12 protein-coding genes are annotated in these 17177 nt (G+C 66.8%); 9 read left to right on the forward strand and 3 right to left on the reverse strand.

Annotated elements, in window-relative coordinates:
• The first annotated feature begins 17 nt into the window (after positions 1-17).
• From phoB to lpxH, 8 genes are all read left to right on the forward strand, one after another.
• Positions 18-692 (forward strand): phosphate regulon transcriptional regulator PhoB, encoded by a 675-nt coding sequence (gene phoB / locus ACQKDV_RS11950; RefSeq protein WP_427783960.1) that lies wholly within the window; start codon positions 18-20, stop codon positions 690-692.
• A 98-nt stretch (positions 693-790) separates the two neighbouring features.
• The gene (gene phoR, locus ACQKDV_RS11955; RefSeq protein WP_427783950.1) at positions 791-2122 is read left to right on the forward strand and encodes a phosphate regulon sensor histidine kinase PhoR; all 1332 of its coding nucleotides are present in this window, start codon (positions 791-793) and stop codon (positions 2120-2122) included.
• A gap of 4 nt (positions 2123-2126) precedes the next feature.
• Entirely contained in the window at positions 2127-4214 is a 2088-nt protein-coding gene (gene ppk1 / locus ACQKDV_RS11960; RefSeq protein WP_427783951.1) for a polyphosphate kinase 1, read from the forward strand.
• Positions 4215-4598: 384 nt separating this feature from the next.
• A complete protein-coding gene (gene ppx, locus ACQKDV_RS11965; protein ID WP_427783952.1) occupies positions 4599-6125 on the forward strand; it encodes an exopolyphosphatase in 1527 nt (508 codons plus the stop codon).
• A gap of 354 nt (positions 6126-6479) precedes the next feature.
• Entirely contained in the window at positions 6480-9398 is a 2919-nt protein-coding gene (locus ACQKDV_RS11970) for a TonB-dependent receptor domain-containing protein (RefSeq protein WP_427783953.1), read from the forward strand.
• A gap of 144 nt (positions 9399-9542) precedes the next feature.
• On the forward strand, positions 9543-10688 hold the full coding sequence (locus tag ACQKDV_RS11975) for a glycosyltransferase family 4 protein (protein ID WP_427783954.1): 1146 nt from the start codon (positions 9543-9545) through the stop codon (positions 10686-10688).
• The gene (locus ACQKDV_RS11980) at positions 10669-11208 is read left to right on the forward strand and encodes a phosphatase PAP2 family protein (protein WP_427783955.1); all 540 of its coding nucleotides are present in this window, start codon (positions 10669-10671) and stop codon (positions 11206-11208) included. The genes ACQKDV_RS11975 and ACQKDV_RS11980 overlap by 20 nt, the downstream gene beginning before the upstream one ends.
• Positions 11209-11259: 51 nt before the next feature.
• Positions 11260-12006: a UDP-2,3-diacylglucosamine diphosphatase gene (lpxH, locus tag ACQKDV_RS11985; protein ID WP_427783956.1), complete on the forward strand. Its 747-nt coding sequence runs from the start codon at positions 11260-11262 to the stop codon at positions 12004-12006.
• Positions 12007-12100: 94 nt separating this feature from the next.
• Here the strand turns inward: lpxH and ACQKDV_RS11990 are convergent, their stop codons facing one another.
• Positions 12101-13354: a zinc-dependent metalloprotease gene (locus ACQKDV_RS11990; RefSeq protein ID WP_427783961.1), complete on the reverse strand. Its 1254-nt coding sequence runs from the start codon at positions 13352-13354 to the stop codon at positions 12101-12103.
• Positions 13355-13580: 226 nt separating this feature from the next.
• Here ACQKDV_RS11990 and ACQKDV_RS11995 point away from each other — a divergent pair, with 226 nt between their 5' ends.
• On the forward strand, positions 13581-15047 hold the full coding sequence (locus tag ACQKDV_RS11995; RefSeq protein ID WP_427783957.1) for a DUF2235 domain-containing protein: 1467 nt from the start codon (positions 13581-13583) through the stop codon (positions 15045-15047).
• Positions 15048-15115: 68 nt separating this feature from the next.
• Here ACQKDV_RS11995 and ACQKDV_RS12000 read toward each other — a convergent pair whose 3' ends face one another.
• Complete coding sequence (locus ACQKDV_RS12000; protein ID WP_427783958.1) at positions 15116-15940, reverse strand: ferritin-like domain-containing protein; 825 nt, start codon at positions 15938-15940, stop codon at positions 15116-15118.
• 10 nt (positions 15941-15950) lie between these two features.
• A partial coding sequence (gene purF / locus ACQKDV_RS12005) for an amidophosphoribosyltransferase (RefSeq protein ID WP_427783959.1) occupies positions 15951-17177 on the reverse strand: 1227 nt, incomplete at its 5' end.

Below are 17177 nucleotides of genomic sequence, written 5' to 3' on the forward strand. Positions count from 1 at the left end.
CCGTAGCCGGCCGCGATGTGCTGCTGGCGCAGGTGGTGGCGCGGCTGCCGGTCGGCGCCTTCGCCCTGCGCAAGGGCGATTACGAACCTGTCCACGCCGGCGATGCCCGTGAGGCCCAGACCGCGATCGCCGACCGCGTCCCCGACCTGATCCTGCTGGACTGGATGCTGCCCGGCACCAGCGGCCTGGACCTGGCCCGGCGCTGGCGCAAGGAAGCCCTGACCCGCGAAGTGCCGATCATCATGCTGACCGCCCGCGGCGAAGAAAATGATCGCGTCGGCGGCCTGGAAGCCGGTGTCGATGACTATGTGGTCAAGCCGTTCTCAGCGCGCGAGCTGCTGGCCCGCATCCGCGCGGTCATGCGCCGCGCCCGCGAGGATGACGAGGACGGCAGCGTGGCCGTAGGCCCGATCCGCATCGACGGCGCCGCCCATCGCGTGTTCGCCAGCGACCAGCCGGTGCCGATCGGCCCGACCGAGTATCGCCTGCTGCACTTCTTCATGACCCACCCCGAGCGCGTCTATACCCGCGCCCAGCTGCTGGACCACGTGTGGGGCGGCAGTGTGTATGTGGAGGAGCGCACCATCGATGTGCACATCCGCCGCCTGCGCAAGACGCTGGAACCGTTCAACGCCGAGAACATGGTGCAGACCGTGCGCGGCGCTGGCTACCGCTTCTCCACTGCCACCTGAGTCTCGTCGTGCCGGCACCGCGCACCTGCCGGTGCCGGCAACTCTGCTATAACCCTCGGTTCGCCGCGTGAACCGCCGCCTCCAACGACGAGACCGCAATGCCCCGCCACATCCGTTCCGCCTGGTTGAAGACGCTGGCCACCGTGGCCGCGCTGTTGGTGCTGGCCGGTGTGGTCGGGTGGTTCAGTGGGCATCTGTGGCTGTGCATCGCACTGGCTGCGTTGGGCACGCTCACCTGGCATTACTGGCGCCTGCGCCGCGTGCTGCGCCGGTTGACCGCCCGCCAGCGCTGGGACACCGCCGAGGAAGGCACCGGTGTCTGGAACGAGCTGGACCGCCTGCTGTACCGCAACCAGGTGGAAATGCGCGTGCGCAAGCGCCGCCTGCTGGACATGCTGCGCAGCTACCGCGCTGCGGCCGCCGCGCTGCCCGATGCAGTGGTGGTGCTGGACCGCAACAGCCAGCGCGTGCAGTGGTTCAACGAAGCAGCCACCGCCCTGCTCGGCCTGCACCACCCCGGTGACCTGGGCGAAGCCCTGGTCGAACGCCTGCAGCCGATGCCGCTGGCGCACTGGCTGGCCGGCGGCCGCAATGCCGAACCGATCCTGGACGTACCCTCGCCGGTGGACCCGGCGATCCGCCTGAACCTGCGCCTGATTCCCTATTCGTCGGACTACTGGCTGCTGATCGCCCGCGATGTCAGCAAGCTGCTGCGCCTGGAACAGGTTCGCCGCGATTTCGTCGCCAACGTATCGCACGAACTGCGCACTCCGCTGACCGTGGTTCACGGCTACCTGGACATGATGGACCCGGAAGACTTCCCCGGCACCGGTCCGATGCTGGAAGAAATGCGCAAGCAGAGCCAGCGCATGGCCCAGCTGGTGGAAGATCTGCTGACGTTGTCGCGGCTGGAATCACAGGAACACAGCGAAGCGGAGACCGTGGCCATGCAGCCGATGCTGGCCACCCTGCGCCGCGAAGCCGAGGCGCACAGCCAGGGCCGCCACCAGATCAGCATCGACGACCTGGCCGGCGTGGACCTGCTGGGCTCGACCAAGGAACTGCACAGCGCGTTTTCCAACCTGGTCACCAACGCGGTGCGCTACACCCCGGCCGATGGCCGCATCGCCGTGGAGTTCCGCCGCGAGGGTGACGGCGCCGTGCTGGCCGTGCGTGACAGCGGCTACGGCATTCCCGCCACCCACCTGCCGCGCCTGACCGAACGTTTCTACCGTGTCTCCAGCAGCCGTTCCCGCGAAAGCGGTGGTACCGGCCTGGGCCTGTCCATCGTCAAGCACATCCTCGGCCTGCACCACGCGCGGCTGGAGATCCAAAGCGAAGTGGGCAAGGGCTCGGTGTTCTCCTGCCATTTCGATGCCGACCACGTGCGCCCGCGCGAGTCCGCCCCCCTGACTTCCATCGAAGAATGACGCCATGAGCAGCCTCGGATCCCTCCCCCTCCCCGTGAGCCCGGATAACGATCCGCTACGTGACCCGGCGCTCTACATCAACCGCGAACTGTCGCAGCTGGATTTCAATTTCCGCGTACTGGCCCAGGCCATGGACCCGCAGGTGCCGCTGCTGGAGCGCCTGCGCTTCATGTGCATCTCCTGCACGAACCTGGACGAGTTCTTCGAGATCCGCGCCGCGGCCGTGCGCCATGCGCAGGAATTCGGCCTGCCGCCGGCGCCGGACGGCATGAGCCCGCAGGCCATCCTCAACGCCATCCATGACCGCGCCGCCGAGCTGGTGGACCAGCAGTACCGCTGCTGGAACCAGACGCTGCGCCCGGCGCTGGCCGAGGCCGGCATCGGCGTGCTGGGCCGCCATTCCTGGAACCACCGGCAGAAGCGCTGGCTGCGTGCGTACTTCCGCAACGAGATCATGCCGGTGCTGTCGCCGCTGGGTCTGGACCCGGTGCATCCATTCCCGAAGATCCTCAACAAGTCGCTGAACATCGTCGTCGTGCTGAAGGGCACCGATGCGTTCGGCCGCAGTGGCCACCTGGCCATCGTGCGCGCGCCGCGTTCACTGCCGCGCATCATCCAGCTGCCGGACAGCCTGGGCGGTGGGCAGAATTTCGTGTTCCTGTCCTCGGTGCTGTCGGCCTTCGTCGATGAGCTTTTCCCGGGCATGGAAGTCCAAGGCGCCTACCAGTTCCGCGTCACCCGCAATTCCGAGCTGGTGGTGGACGAGGAAGAAGTGGAGAACCTGGCACTGGCCCTGCGTGATGAACTGGTGGACCGTGGTTACCGGCCGGCGGTGCGCCTGGAGATCGCCGAGGACACGCCCAAGGACATCGTGCGTACCCTGCTGCAGAACTTCGGCCTGACCGAGAACGCGGTGTACCGCATCGATGGCCCGGTGAACCTCAACCGCATCATCCAGCTCTATGACCTGGTGCCGCAGCCGGACCTGAAGTATCCACCGATGAACCCGCGCACCCTGCGCGACAGCGACGGCATCTTCGAGATCACCCGGCGCCAGGACCTGCTGCTGCACCATCCGTTCGATGCCTTCACTGCCGTGCTGGACCTGATCAAGCAGGCCGCGGTGGACCCGAACGTGCTGGCGATCAAGCAGACCCTGTACCGCACCGGCAAGGATTCGCTGATCGTCGATGCGCTGATCCAGGCCGCCCACAACGGCAAGGACGTGACGGTGGTGGTCGAGCTGCGCGCGCGCTTCGACGAAGAGGCCAATCTGGGCCTGGCCGACCGCCTGCAGGAAGCCGGCGTGCAGGTGGTGTACGGCGTGGTCGGCTTCAAGACCCACGCCAAGATGCTGCTGATCGTGCGCCGCGAAGGCCGCAAGCTGCGCCGCTACGTACACCTGGGCACCGGCAACTACCACAGCGGCACCGCCCGCGCGTACACCGACATAAGCCTCATCACCGCCGATGCGGACATCGGCAATGACGTGCACCTGCTGTTCCAGCAGCTGTCGGGGCTGGCCTCGAAGATGAAGCTGAAGCGCCTGCTGCAATCGCCCTTCACCCTGCATACCGGCATCCTGGCGCGCATCGAGCGCGAGACGCGCATCGCCGCCGCCGGTCGTCCGGCGCGCATCATCGCCAAGATGAACGCACTGAACGAGCCGCAGGTGATCCGCGCGCTGTACACGGCCTCGCAGGCCGGCGTGCAGATCGACCTGATCATCCGCGGCGCCTGCACCCTGCGCCCCGGCGTGCCGGGCGTGTCGGACAACATCCGCGTGCGCTCCATCGTCGGCCGCTTCCTGGAACACAGCCGCGTGTACTGGTTCGGCAATGACGGCGCACCGGAGCTGTACTGCGCCAGCGCCGACTGGCTGGAACGCAACCTGCTGCGCCGCGTCGAGACCTGCTTCCCGATCCTCGACCCGGAACTTGCCAAGCGCGTGTACCGGGAGGTGCTGCAGAACTACCTGGACGACAACCTCAACGCGTGGGACCTGGATGCCGAAGGCATGTACCACAAGCGAACCCCGGCCCATGGCGAAGCCCCGCATTCTGCGCAGATGGCATTGATGCAGGGACTCTGACCCGGAAGGTGCCGACCTTGGTCGGCACGTTTGGATTCATCCACGCATGGCGTGGATCTACCGTGTCGACCAAGGTCGACACCTACCAACCGCAGCGGCGCCGTCCCGACAGATCGCAGAGGACTGTCGAAGGCGGGGTGGGTCCGGTTGCGGGGGTGTGAGCCGCATGGATGCGGCGACCAAGCCTCCATGGACGGATTCACGGCGTCCCCCGCAACCGGACCCACCCCGCCGTCCCAAGGATAGCCCTCTGTCGCTTTTGCTTTTGCTGTTGCTGTTGCTGTTGATTCGGCAGGTGCAGGGCGCCGCTCTGCCGCACTCCCCCTGCAACATGTGAAGGCAATGCGGTGACGAGCACACCGCCCCTTCGGCTAACATTCACCCATGCCGCATACCACCACCACTCCGCCCGCATTGCAGGATGGCGACCTGCTGGCCGCCATCGACCTTGGCTCCAACAGCTTCCACATGGTCATCGCGCGCTACACGCTCGGCCAGTTGCGGGTCATCGACCGCCTGCGCGAGACGGTGCGCATGGCCGACGGCCTGGATGGCAAAGGTGGCCTGTCCACCGCCGCGCGGCAGCGCGCGCTGGAATGCCTGGCCCGCTTCGGCCAGCGCATCCGCAACGTGCCCCCGCACCGCGTACGCGCCCTGGCCACCAACACCGTGCGCCAGCTGCGTTCGCCACAATCCTTCCTGGTACCGGCCGAAACCGCGCTCGGCCATGCCATCGAAGTGGTCAGCGGCCGCGAAGAAGCGCGCCTGATCTATCTCGGCGTGGCCCACGCACAACCACCCAAGGCCGATCAGCGCCGTCTGGTCATCGACATCGGGGGCGGCTCGACCGAGTTCATCATCGGCATGGGCATGCAGACCCTGGAACGCGAGAGCCTGCAGGCCGGCTGCATCGCCAGCACCCGTCGCTTCTTCCCCGGCGGCAAACTCAGCCGCAAGCGCTGGAAGGACGCGCTGGGCGAGATCGGCCGTGAATTCCAACCGTTTGCCAGCAAGTACCGCGCGCTGGGCTGGCAGGAAGCCCTCGGCTCGTCGGGCACGCACAAGGCGATCAGCGAAATCTGCGCCACGATGAAGCTGAGCAAGGGCGCGATCACGGCCGAGGCCCTGCCGCAGCTGCGCGATGAACTGCTGAAGGCCAAGAAGATCGACGACATCGTGCTGCCGGGCCTGTCCAGCGACCGCCGCCCGATCATCGCCGGGGGCATCCTGGTGCTGGAGGCGGCCTTCCAGGCCCTGGGCCTGCAGAAGCTGCTGGTCAGCAAGGCGGCCATGCGCGAGGGCATCCTGTACGACATCGTCGGCCGCGCCGGCGAGAACGATCCCCGCGACGAATCGGTGGCGGCGCTGATCCAGCGCTACGGCATCGACACCGTGCAGGCCGACCGCGTACAGGACACCGCCCTGTCCCTGCTGGAGCAGGTGCAGGACCGCTGGACCCTGGATGCCGACGACGCCCGCATGCTCGGCTGGGCGGCGCGCCTGCACGAACTGGGCCTGATGATTGCCCACAGCGGTTACCACGTGCACGGCAGCTACGTGCTGGAGAACTCCGACATCGCCGGTTTTTCGCGGCAGGAACAGCAGATGCTGGCCGCGCTGGTGCGCAGCCATCGGCGCAGCGTCGGCAAATCCGCCTTCGATGCCCTGCCCGAGCGCCTGCTGCTGACCGCGCGCCGCCTGACCGCCCTGCTGCGGCTGGCCGTGCTGCTCAACCGCGCGCGCGAAGACGTGCCGCTGCCTGCGCTGGAACTGACCGCCGACGATGCGCGGCTGTCGCTGATCGTGCCGCAGGCGTTCATTGACGCCCGGCCGCTGCTGCGCGCCGACCTGATCGGTGAGACCGAGGGCCTGGCCGGGCTGGGCATCCAGTTCCGCCCCTTTGTGGCCTGAGTTCCCGCCTGGCCACGCCAGGCGTTGCGGTTTCCCCCTGACACCCCTGACATCGTCGGCCCCATGAGGGGCCGTCTTTCTACGCGCGTTTGCGCAGTTTTAAATCTGAATGGGGGTTCAGGTTCATCGACTGCCGTAAAGACCTGGTGTCATGGGAGACCGTAAGCCTTTGCTTTTGTTCAATTTCGGTTAAATACGCGTGACAGATTTCGATACATTTCGGCACACCCCCTTTACATCGCTTTAACGAACGAGAATAAATCGAAGTCACCGGCTCAGTGGTTTTCGCCCTCAGCCGGCATTTGCGGGGCTCTTTTGGCCCCGCACCCGCAGCTTCTGAGAGAGAGAGACGCGATGACTTCACGCACCACCGTGCTGGGCAAGGCGATCCGCCAGGCCCTGATCGTCGGCACCGCAACGATTGCGCTGCCTGCATTCGCCCAGGACGGCGCCCCCACTACTCTGGACCGCATCGAAATCACCGGCTCACGCATCCGCCAGGTCGACGTGGAAAGCGCGAACCCGGTGCTGGCGATCTCGCGCACCGACATCGAACGCCAGGGCTTCAGTTCGGTGTCCGACATCCTGCAGAACGTCACCGCGATGGGCAGCCCGACCATCAGCCGCGCGAACGTGCTGACCGCCGGCGAGAACGCCGGTGGCACCTACATCGACATGCGCAACCTGGGTACCCAGCGCACCCTGGTGCTGATCAACGGCAAGCGCCTGGGCATCAGCACCTCCGGCTACCAGGACATTTCCACCCTGCCGGTATCGGCAGTGGAACGCATCGAAGTCCTCAAGGACGGTGCCTCGGCCATCTACGGCTCCGACGCCATGGCCGGCGTGGTCAACATCATTACCCGCCATGACGTGACCGGCGTGACCGCCAACGTCTACCACGGCCAGTACAGCCAGGGTGACGGCGGCCGCGACCGCATCGACGTGGTGGCCGGCTGGTCCAACGACCGTGGCTCGATCACCGTCTCGGCCGAGCATGCCGAAGAAAAGGCCGTGTGGGCCAGGGACCGCTGGTTCAGCGCGTACGGCAATACCGACCTTCACCCGGACGAAGCCTGGACCACCGTCAGCCAGTGGGGCCAGATCACCGGCCTGAAGGGCCCGGGCTGCGCGACCGCCAGTTGCAGCTACTCGCTCAACCGCGGCAGCGACCCGCTGAACCCGGCCAACTACCACATCACCAACGCCACTGCGCCCAACGGCGATGTCAGCAACACCAACGAGCAGATGCACCTGAACTATCCGCTGAAGCGGGATTCGGTGTTCGTCGATGGCCGCCTGAACATCACCGATTCGATCCACTTCAGCACGCAGCTGGGCTACAACAAGCGCGAGTCCAGCCGCCAGATCGCCGGTTACCCGCTGCAGAACACCTCGGTCGCCGTCGACGGCGCCAATGGTCGCATGTCAGCGGACAGCTACTTCAATCCGTTCGGCCGCCAGCATGGATATGCCACTCCCACGGCGGTGTCCTGGAACCACCGCACGTGGGAAGTGCCGCGCGTCAGCGACAGCGAACTGAAGACCTACCGCGCCGTGGCCGCGTTCGATGGTTCGTTCAACATCGGCGAGCGCTACTTCGACTGGGAAGTGGGCTACCAGTACAACAAGAACGAACTGGGCCAGCACGCCACCGGCAACCTGCACAAGGAGCGCGTGCGCAACGCGGTGGGGCCGTCGTACTACAACGCCGCCACGGGCAAGGTGGAATGTGGCACCGCCGCCGCTCCCATCGCCAACTGCATGGTGTGGAACCCGCTGGTGCCCTATGGCGTGAGCGCGCCCTATGGCCTGTACGGCAACCAGGCGCTGATCGATTACCTGATGCCAGCGGAGGACTCCTCTGGCAAGACGGTCGGCAAGAACTTCTTCGCCACCCTCGCCGGCAGCATCGTGGCACTGCCGGGCGGTGATCTGGGCTTTGCCTTCGGCCTGGAAAACCGCAAGGAAACCGGTGAATTCATTCCCGACGCGCTGGCCCAGACCGGCGCCACCACCAACCTGGCCTCGGGTCCGACCGGTGGCAGCTATCGCGTCAACGAAGCCTACCTGGAGTTGAACGCCCCGCTGCTGGCCGACCTGCCGGGCGCGAAGGAGCTGACGCTGAACGCCGCGACCCGCTTCTCGGATTACGACACCTTCGGCAACACCCTCAACAGCAAGTTCGGTTTCAAGTGGAAGCCGTTCGACCAGCTGCTGGTCCGTGGCACCTGGGCCGAAGGCTTCCGTGCGCCGACCATCAACGATCTGTACGGTGGCAGCTCGGAAACCTTCACCACCGGCTACGCCGACCCCTGCGACACCGTGTACGGCGCATCGCGCACCAGCGCCGAAGTGCGTGCCCGCTGCGCGCGTGACATCGCCGATGCCAACAACTACCGCCAGCTGAAGCAGGGTCTGGTGCCGATCACCAGCAGCACCGACCAGACCCCGGTGCCGTTCACCAGCGGCTCCAACCCGCTGCTGCAGCCGGAAACCTCCAAGAGCAAGACGCTGGGCCTGGTGTGGAGCCCGAGCTTCATCCCGAACTTCAACGCCTCGCTGGACTGGTGGAAGATCCGCATCGACAACACCATCGTTGCCGACAGCCCGAACCAGATCCTGATCGACTGCTATGAGCAGGGCGTGACCTCGCGATGCGCACAGTTCACCCGTGATCCGGTCAACGGCATCGTCAACAAGCTGACCTACGGCAACCGCAACGCCGGCTTCCTTGAAACCGAAGGCTACGACATGGACGTGGCCTACCGCTGGGATACCGACTCCTACGGCAAGTTCAGCAGTGCCTGGTCCACCACCTACGTCAGCTCGAACATCTTCCGTTCGACCAATGACACCACCGTGGTGCCGACCCCGACCAACGGCATCGGCAGCGGCTTCCGCGTGCGCTCCAACCTGACCGTCGGCTGGGATCTGGGCAACTTCGGCGTCACCTGGACCGCCCGCTACTATTCCGGCGTCAAGGAGCAGTGCCTGAGCCTGTCGGCCCATCCGGACGAGTGCTCCGATCCGGGCGTGCGTGCGCCGTGGTATGCCGGTAGCCGCAACTACAACGAGCGTGGTTCGGTCACCTTCCACGACGTGCAGTTCCGCTACAGCCTGCCGTGGGATGCCACCGTGTCGGTCGGCGCCAACAACGTGTTCGAGAAGTATGGTCCGGTGATGTACACCAAGCCGAACTCGGTCTTCTCCTACTACGGTGGCTACGACATCGGCCGCTTCATCTACATGAAGTACCAGCAGCGCTTCTGATCCACTGCGTCGACGCAGCACCACGACCACGGCCCTTCGGGGCCGTGGTTTTTTCATTCCGGGCGGCCGTCATCCGACGGTCGCAAAGCGGTAACAGGCCCTACATGGGCAGGCCCGAGCATGCCGGAAAACCGGAGGCCCGCCATGCGCCACGCCATTGTCACCGAGACCTATCCGCCGGAAGTCAACGGCGTCGCACTCACCGTGCAGGGCCTGGAACTGGGACTGCGCGCGGCCGGCCATGAGGTCGACCTGATCCGTCCACGACAGGCCAGTGAAGCACTGGACCCGGCACCCGGCACGCTGCTGGTGCCGGGTGCCGCCCTGCCCCGCTACCCGGGTCTGCGCTTCGGCCTGCCCGCGCCGATCCGCCTGGGGCGGCACTGGCAGCAGCAGCGCCCGGATGCGGTGTACATCGCCACCGAAGGCCCCTTGGGCTGGTCGGCGCTGCGCACCGCCCGCCGCCTCGGCATCCCGGTAGCGACCGGCTTCCACACCCGCTTCGACGAATATCTGCCCGACTACGGTGTGGCCTGGCTGCAGACGGCGGCGATGCGCTGGATGCGACGATTCCACAACCAGGCCGATGCCACCCTGGTGCCGACCCGCGAACTGCAGCACTTCCTCACCGACCAGGGCTTCGAGCGCGTGCGCCTGCTGGCGCGCGCCGTGGACAGCCAGCAGTTCGATCCTTCCCGGCGCGACCCGGCGCTGCGCGAGGAATGGGGCGTGGACGGCCACGGGCTGGTCGCCATCTACGTAGGCCGCATCGCTGCCGAGAAAAACCTCGGCCTGGCAGTGAAGGCGTTCCGCCGCCTGCAGCAGGTACGGCCCAAGGCACGCTTCGTGTTCGTCGGCGACGGCCCGGCGCGCGAGAACCTGGCCCATGACAATCCCGACTTCATTTTCTGCGGCATCCAGCGCGGCGACGCCCTGGCCCGCCATTTCGCCAGCGGCGACCTGTTCCTGTTCCCCAGCCGCAGCGAGACGTTCGGCAACGTGACCCTTGAAAGCATGGCCTGCGGCCTGGCCACCGTGGCCTTCGACTACGGCGCTGCGCGCGAGTACCTTCGCAACGGCGAGAGCGGGGCCGCGGTGGACACCGACGAACAGTTCATCGAAGCGGCCGTGCAGCTGGCCAGCGACGATGCGCTGCGCCGCGAGCTGGGCAGCAACGCCGCCCGCGCGATGAAGCGCCTGCACCCGCAGCAGGTGGTGGCCGAATTCGAAACGCTGCTGGCCGAACTGGCCGAGGCACGGAGGGCCGGGCATGCGCACCACGCCGCTTGAAGGCCTGGCCGGCCGCGAAGCACGGTTGTGCCGCCGGGCCAACCACTACTGCCGTCGCCGCCGCGTGCGCGGCCTGTTCGCGGTCATCAGCCGCCTCGGCGATGGCGTGTTCTGGTACGTGCTGATGGGCGCGCTGGTGGTGATGGATGGTTTCGACGGCCTGCGCGCGTCGGTGCACATGGCCGCCACCGGCCTGGCCGCGCTGCTGCTGTACAAGGGACTGAAACGCTGGACCCGGCGCCCGCGCCCGTATGCGGCCGACCTGCGCATCCGCGCCTGGGTGGCCCCGCTGGACGAGTTCAGCTTCCCCTCCGGCCACACCCTGCATGCGGTGTCCTTCACCATCGTGGCGCTGGCCTACTACCCGTGGCTAGCGCCGCTGCTGGTGCCGTTCACCTTCGGCGTCGGCCTGTCGCGTGTGGTGCTGGGCCTGCACTACCCCAGCGACGTGCTGGCGGCCACCGGCATCGCCGCGCTGCTGGCCTCGGCCAGCCTGGCCTGGCTGCCGCTGCCGGTGTGATTGCGGGATGCGCCGGGCCATGCCCGGCGGTTGATGCCCTAGAATGCCCGCATGACCACGCTGTTCATTTCCGATCTGCATCTGGACCCCAGCCGTCCAGCCATCACCGACCTGTTCCTGCGATTTCTTCGAGAGGACGCGCCCGGCGCGGATGCGCTGTACATCCTGGGCGACCTGTTCGAAGCCTGGATCGGCGATGACACGCCCTCAGCGGCCGCCGATGCGGTGGCCGATGCACTGAAAGTGCTGTCCGACAGCGGCGTGCCCGTGTTCTTCATGCGTGGCAACCGCGATTTCCTGCTGGGCGAGGACTACGCCCGCCGCGCCGGCCTGCGCATCCTGCCCGACCCCTGCGTGATCGAGCTGTACGGCCGCGCGGTGATGCTGCAGCACGGCGACCTGCTGTGCACCGATGACATCCCCTACCAGCAGTTCCGCGCGCAGACCCGTGACCCGGTGTTCCAGGCACAGTTCCTGTCACAGCCCCTGGCCGCGCGCATTGCGTTCGCGCAGAAGGCGCGCGATGCCAGCCAGGCACGCCAGTCGGAAATGAAGCAGGGGGACCGCGCGCAGTTCGAGACGGTCACCGACGTGGCCCCGGCCGAAGTCGAGGCTACCTTCGTACGCCATGGCGTGGACACGATGATCCATGGCCATACCCACCGCCCGGCGATCCATAGCCTGCAGGCCGGGGGGCGCAGCTGTACCCGCATCGTGCTGGGCGACTGGTACGAACAGGGGTCGGTGCTGCGCGTGGATGCCGACGGCTGGCGGCTGGATTCCCTCAAGCGCGAATGATGGATTGCCGGGTGCCAACCAAGGTTGGCATCTACCAGAGCGCGCAGGCCGGTAGAGGCCGCCCTTGGTCGGCGCGTGCCATCCGGTAACGGCCTCAGCGGAAACCGGACACTGTCGCCTTGGTGTTCACCAGCACGCGCTGGTTGTCCGCACTGCTGGCGATGCCCATGGGCACGCCGTTGTAGCTGATGTTCGGGTTGGACCAGTAGTTCAGGCGCGGGCAGCCGGCCGAGCAGTCGTAGGCCATGATGGTGCGCCAGCGCGAACCCGATGCCGGCTGGTAACGGTAGCCGTGGCCGTAGGCATACGGCGAGGTGCTCGGATCATTGGCGCTGTCATGCCGCGCGCTCTGCAGATGGCCGATCTCATGGGCGAAGGAGTAATAGCCCGTCGCGCAATCCCAGTACACCGCCGCGAAGGCCGTGGACGCCGTCGAGCCGATACCCGACGCCAGGCCGCAGTAACTGGTGTTGTTGATGAGCAGCACGCCGACGTCGGCTGCAGTGTTGTTGCGGCTGGCATGGATGCTGTCCATGTAGCCGTCACTGGTACTGCGGAAACGGCTGAGGTCGGTGGTGAAGTTGCCCGACTCGGTGTAGCTGGTGGTTTCATAGCCGGCCAGCTGCATGGTGATGCCGACGTTGCTGTTGGCATAGCCCTGGTTGGATTCGGCCACCGCCAGCTGCACCAGCGACTGCATGTTGCCGCCATACGCTGCCACGGCGGCATTGGTCGCCACCACCAGCACGCGGATCGTGGCCGGCGTACCCGACGATGCCTGGGCGATGCCGATGCGGTCATTGTCCGGCATCGGGATCTTCGGCAACTGGTTGTAGTCGGCCGGATGGTCGGCCGGCATGCGGCTTTCATCCACCTCCACCAGGATGTGGCGGTCACCCAGCGGGCGCAGCCGATACAGCTTGCCATCCTTGCGGATCGAGCCGGTGAGGGTGTTGCCCGAGCGCACCACGATCAGTGAATTGCCCGGATCGTCCTGGCCGTTGGAGGTCGCCTTCTGCAGGCGGTCCGACGGCGTGCGGATCTGCCCGTACCAGACGCTGTCACCACCGGGCAGCGCTTCGACCTTGCTGCGGACCGCCTGCACCTTCTGCCCGAGCAGTTCAAATTCCAGCTGCGGCTGCGCGGTGGCGGCCGCGTCGACACGTACTTCCTGCACGGTGGCGGTGGACGGCGTGGACAGCAGGCGCGTCAGCGCAGGATCACTGCCGGCCGAAGCGCGGCTGAGAATGGTCACCGGTTCAAACAACGGCGCGGCACCGGCCGCGGCCACCACTGAAAGGCCCAACAACACGCCAACCGCCGTTCTACCCATCGATATGGACATGATTCTGGTCGCTCCTGAAGTGAGGTGGACTGCCTTGATGGATCACGACCCGGCTTGCCGGGTCTGGCCATTCGGCCTGCCCCGACCACGTGAATTCAATAGACAATGGGCATGAGAATGAGGAATTGTGATGGACCGCATTCGGGTTCACGGAGGTCAAAAGCGTCACTACACGTCGCAAACACCTCGTCTTCGCACCACCGTGACATCGCCACGACAAGGATTGAACATGGCACCCGACCCGACCATCGCGTCCGCTACGGACCCTGAAGGTGTATTGCGCATCGGGCTGTTCTTCGACGGCACCCGCAACAATGCCCACAACCTGGCACGTGGCCGCCCGCAGGCACCGCAGCCGCGCCCCGCGCAGCTGCGCGCCGACGACGATTCGACCTACCAGAGCCGGCTGACCAGCAGCTACGACAACGGCACCACCAACATCGCGCGCCTCTGCCAGCTGTACCCGGACAGCCGGCGCACGCCCGCGGTTGCTGCCTCGTTGGCCCTCTATGTCGAAGGCGTCGGCACCCGCGATGACGCCGAGGACGACCTGATCGGGCTGGCCTTCGGCGTAGGTGCCAGCGGCGTACGTGCCAAGGTGCAGCGCGCGCTGCAGGTGCTGCTGCCAGGCGCCCTGGCCGCCCTCGCCGGCCAGTGGCACACCCCGCTGCGCAGCGTGCAGGTGGACCTGTTCGGTTACTCGCGCGGCGCGGCCGCTGCCCGCGACGTCGCCAACCAGCTGCAGGGCTGGGATGGCGCACGCTGGCGGCAGCTGCTGCAACGGGCTGGCCTGGCCTGCGCGGTGGACTTTACGGTGCAGCGCCCGCCCCTGCGCTTCGTAGGCCTGTTTGACACGGTGGTGGCCGTCAGCGGTGGCCGCGCCGATGAGCAGCCGCAGCTGGCACTGCCCGCGCACATCGCCGGCAGCGTGGTGCAACTGGTGGCCCGCGATGAGCATCGCCAGCATTACCCGCTGACCACCGTGGCTCCGGCGCACGCCGGAATCGTGCTGCCCGGCGTGCATGCCAACATCGGCGGGGGCTACGACCAGACCGAAGAAGGCCCGAAGCTGTTGAGCCGGCCACGCCGCCAGCTGCTGCGCCGCCCGCCGCTGGCCGACTACCAGATGCCCTCCCTGGCACAGTTGCAGGCGACCACGGTGTATGCCGAAGCGCAGGCCGATGCCGAACGCTGGCGGCAGCAGCTGGGCCTGGATGAAAAGGAGGTCTGGGTGGATGTGTGGCACCAGTGGCAGCAGCAGCGCCGCGCCGGCAGCCGCAGCGTGCTGTTGGCCCCGGCGCTGTACGTGACTGCGGCGGTGGTGCTGCGCCGGCGCATCGACTGGCGCTACCAGTTGATTGCACTGCAGGTGATGCAGCGACAGGCCAGCGAGGCCGGCGTACAGTGGACCGCGCAGGCTGCCGATGTGCCCGACTGGGCGTTGCCCACCGCACTGCAGCCGATCGCACGGCGGCTTCTGGCGGGCCATGCACTGACCCCGACCCAGGAGGCATTGCTGCGCCGCCGTTACCTGATGCAGTCGGCGCACTGGAATTTCGATGCACTGGGCGACACCGCGCTGACCTACACCGCCGATGCAGGCGTGAGCGAGTTGCCGTACCGCCCCGGCCCGGGATTGTTCTACATCAACCGCCCCACCGCGGATGGCAAGCGCGTGATCCTTCCCAACGCATGAAAAAGGGGACGGAGGGGATTAAGTCGTTTGTGACACAAACGACTTAATCCCCTCCGTCCCCTTTTTGATCAACCGGCCTGTTCGATCAGGTTGGCCAGTTCATCCGCATCGAAGCCGGCCAGCAGGCGCGCTTCCAGGTTGAACGGGCCGTGCAGGTAGCCGCCGGCGTATTCCTGCAGCAGTTCCTTGAAGCGTGCGCGCGGTTCGACGCCGGACCGTTCGCAATACCAGCGGTACCAGCGCGAACCGGCAGCGACATGCGCCACTTCCTCGCGCAGGATCACCTCCAGTACGTCGGCGGTCTCGCCATCGCCGACATTGCGCAGCTTCTCGATCATGCCGGGCGTCACGTCCAGGCCGCGCGCTTCCAGCACGCGTGGCACCAGCGCCATGCGTGCCAGGCCATCATGCGCGGTCTTTTCGCACATTTCCCACAGGCCGTTGTGCGCGGGGAAATCGGCGTAGTCGTGGCCGTGTGCCTGCAGGCGCTCACGCAGCAGCATGAAGTGCCGCGATTCGTCGTCGGCACAGCTGACCCAGTCGGCATGGAATGCCGACGGCAGGCCGCGGAAGCGGTACACCGCATCCCAGGCCAGGTCGATCGCGTTCAGTTCGATATGGGCGATGGCATGGATGAAGGCCGCGCGGCCTTCCACCCCGCCAAGACCACGACGTGGCAACTGCCGCGGGTGCACCAGCACCAGCCGCGCCGGCCGGCCGGGCATGCGGATCGGCTCCGGCGGCGGCGCGTCGGCAGCCACCTTCAGGCGGCCGGCACGGAACGCGGCCGCGTAGGCCTGGGTCAGCGCGACCTTGCGCAGCGGGTCGGCTTCGGCCAGGCACTGCTGCGCAGCGCGCAGCAGGTCGCCACCGACATCGGGCACATCCACCACGGCCTGGGCCTCAGGCGCGGCGCTTGTGCTTGGCGTCGTCCGAACGCAGTTGCTGGATGCGCTCGAAGTAGCCCGGCTCGATGCCGGTCGGGTAATGGCCGTTGAAGCAGGACGAATCGAAGCTGCGCAGCGCCGCGTTGCCTTCGCTCACCGCCGCTTCCATATCCTCGATGTCCTGGTAGATCAGCCAGTCGCAGCCCAGGTGGGCTTCGATTTCTTCCACCGTGCGGTTATGCGCGACCAGCTCCTCGGCCGCCGGCATGTCGATGCCGTAGATGTTCGGGAAACGCACCGGCGGCGCGGCGCTGGCCAGGTAGACCTTGCGCGCGCCTGCATCGCGAGCCATCTGCACGATCTGCTGGCTGGTGGTACCGCGCACGATCGAGTCGTCCACCAGCAGCACCACGCGGTTGCGGAACTCCAGATGGATCGGGTTGAGCTTGCGACGCACCGACTTCACCCGCTCACCCTGCCCCGGCATGATGAAGGTGCGGCCGATGTAGCGGTTCTTGATGAAGCCTTCGCGGTACTTCACGCCCAGCACGTTGGAGATTTCCAGCGCGGCGTCGCGCGAGGTGTCCGGGATCGGGATGATGGTGTCGATGTCGTGGTCCGGGCGCAGGCGCAGGATCTTCTCGCCCAGCTTGATCCCCATGCGCATGCGCGCTTTGTGCACCGACACGTTGTCGATCATGGAATCGGGCCGCGCGAAATACACGTATTCGAAGATGCAGGGGGTGTGCTCGGCCGGCTCGGCGCAGATCTCCGAGAACAGCTCGCCACGCGCGGTGATCACCAGTGCTTCGCCCGGCAGCACGTCGCGCACGCGCTGGAAGCCCAGTACGTCCAGCGCGGCCGATTCGGAAGCCACGATGTATTCGTCACCTTCGGCGTGGCTGCGCTTGCCCAGCACCAGCGGACGGATGCCATGCGGGTCGCGGAAGGCGACCAGGCCCAGGCCCAGCACCACGCTGACCACGGCATAGCCGCCCTTGCAGCGGCGGTGCACGCCGGCCACGGCACGGATGGCCGCTTCCGGGCTGAGCTGGCGCTGCTGTTCCAGTTCGTAGGCGAACACGTTCAGCAGCACTTCGCTGTCCGAATCGGTGTTGACGTTGCGGCGGTCCTGCTCGAACACCTGCTGGCGCAGGGCCTCGGTATTGATCAGGTTGCCGTTGTGGGTGGGCTCGTTGGCGCAGGCCAACTGGGCAGACGTAGCCGCCGTGGTGCCGCTGTT

Source organism: Stenotrophomonas sp. NPDC077659, from assembly GCF_050268705.1.
Taxonomy (GTDB): domain Bacteria; phylum Pseudomonadota; class Gammaproteobacteria; order Xanthomonadales; family Xanthomonadaceae; genus Stenotrophomonas.

What these genes read in the sequence shown, in the direction of transcription:
- phoR (WP_427783950.1), top strand. Translation starts at nt 791, where the DNA reads ATGCCCCGCCACATCCGTTCCGCCTGGTTGAAGACGCTGGCCACCGTG.
- ACQKDV_RS11980 (WP_427783955.1), top strand. Translation starts at nt 10,669, where the DNA reads ATGCGCACCACGCCGCTTGAAGGCCTGGCCGGCCGCGAAGCACGGTTG.
- ACQKDV_RS11995 (WP_427783957.1), top strand. Translation starts at nt 13,581, where the DNA reads ATGGCACCCGACCCGACCATCGCGTCCGCTACGGACCCTGAAGGTGTA.
- ppx (WP_427783952.1), top strand. Translation starts at nt 4,599, where the DNA reads ATGCCGCATACCACCACCACTCCGCCCGCATTGCAGGATGGCGACCTG.
- lpxH (WP_427783956.1), top strand. Translation starts at nt 11,260, where the DNA reads ATGACCACGCTGTTCATTTCCGATCTGCATCTGGACCCCAGCCGTCCA.
- ACQKDV_RS11970 (WP_427783953.1), top strand. Translation starts at nt 6,480, where the DNA reads ATGACTTCACGCACCACCGTGCTGGGCAAGGCGATCCGCCAGGCCCTG.
- ACQKDV_RS11975 (WP_427783954.1), top strand. Translation starts at nt 9,543, where the DNA reads ATGCGCCACGCCATTGTCACCGAGACCTATCCGCCGGAAGTCAACGGC.
- ppk1 (WP_427783951.1), top strand. Translation starts at nt 2,127, where the DNA reads ATGAGCAGCCTCGGATCCCTCCCCCTCCCCGTGAGCCCGGATAACGAT.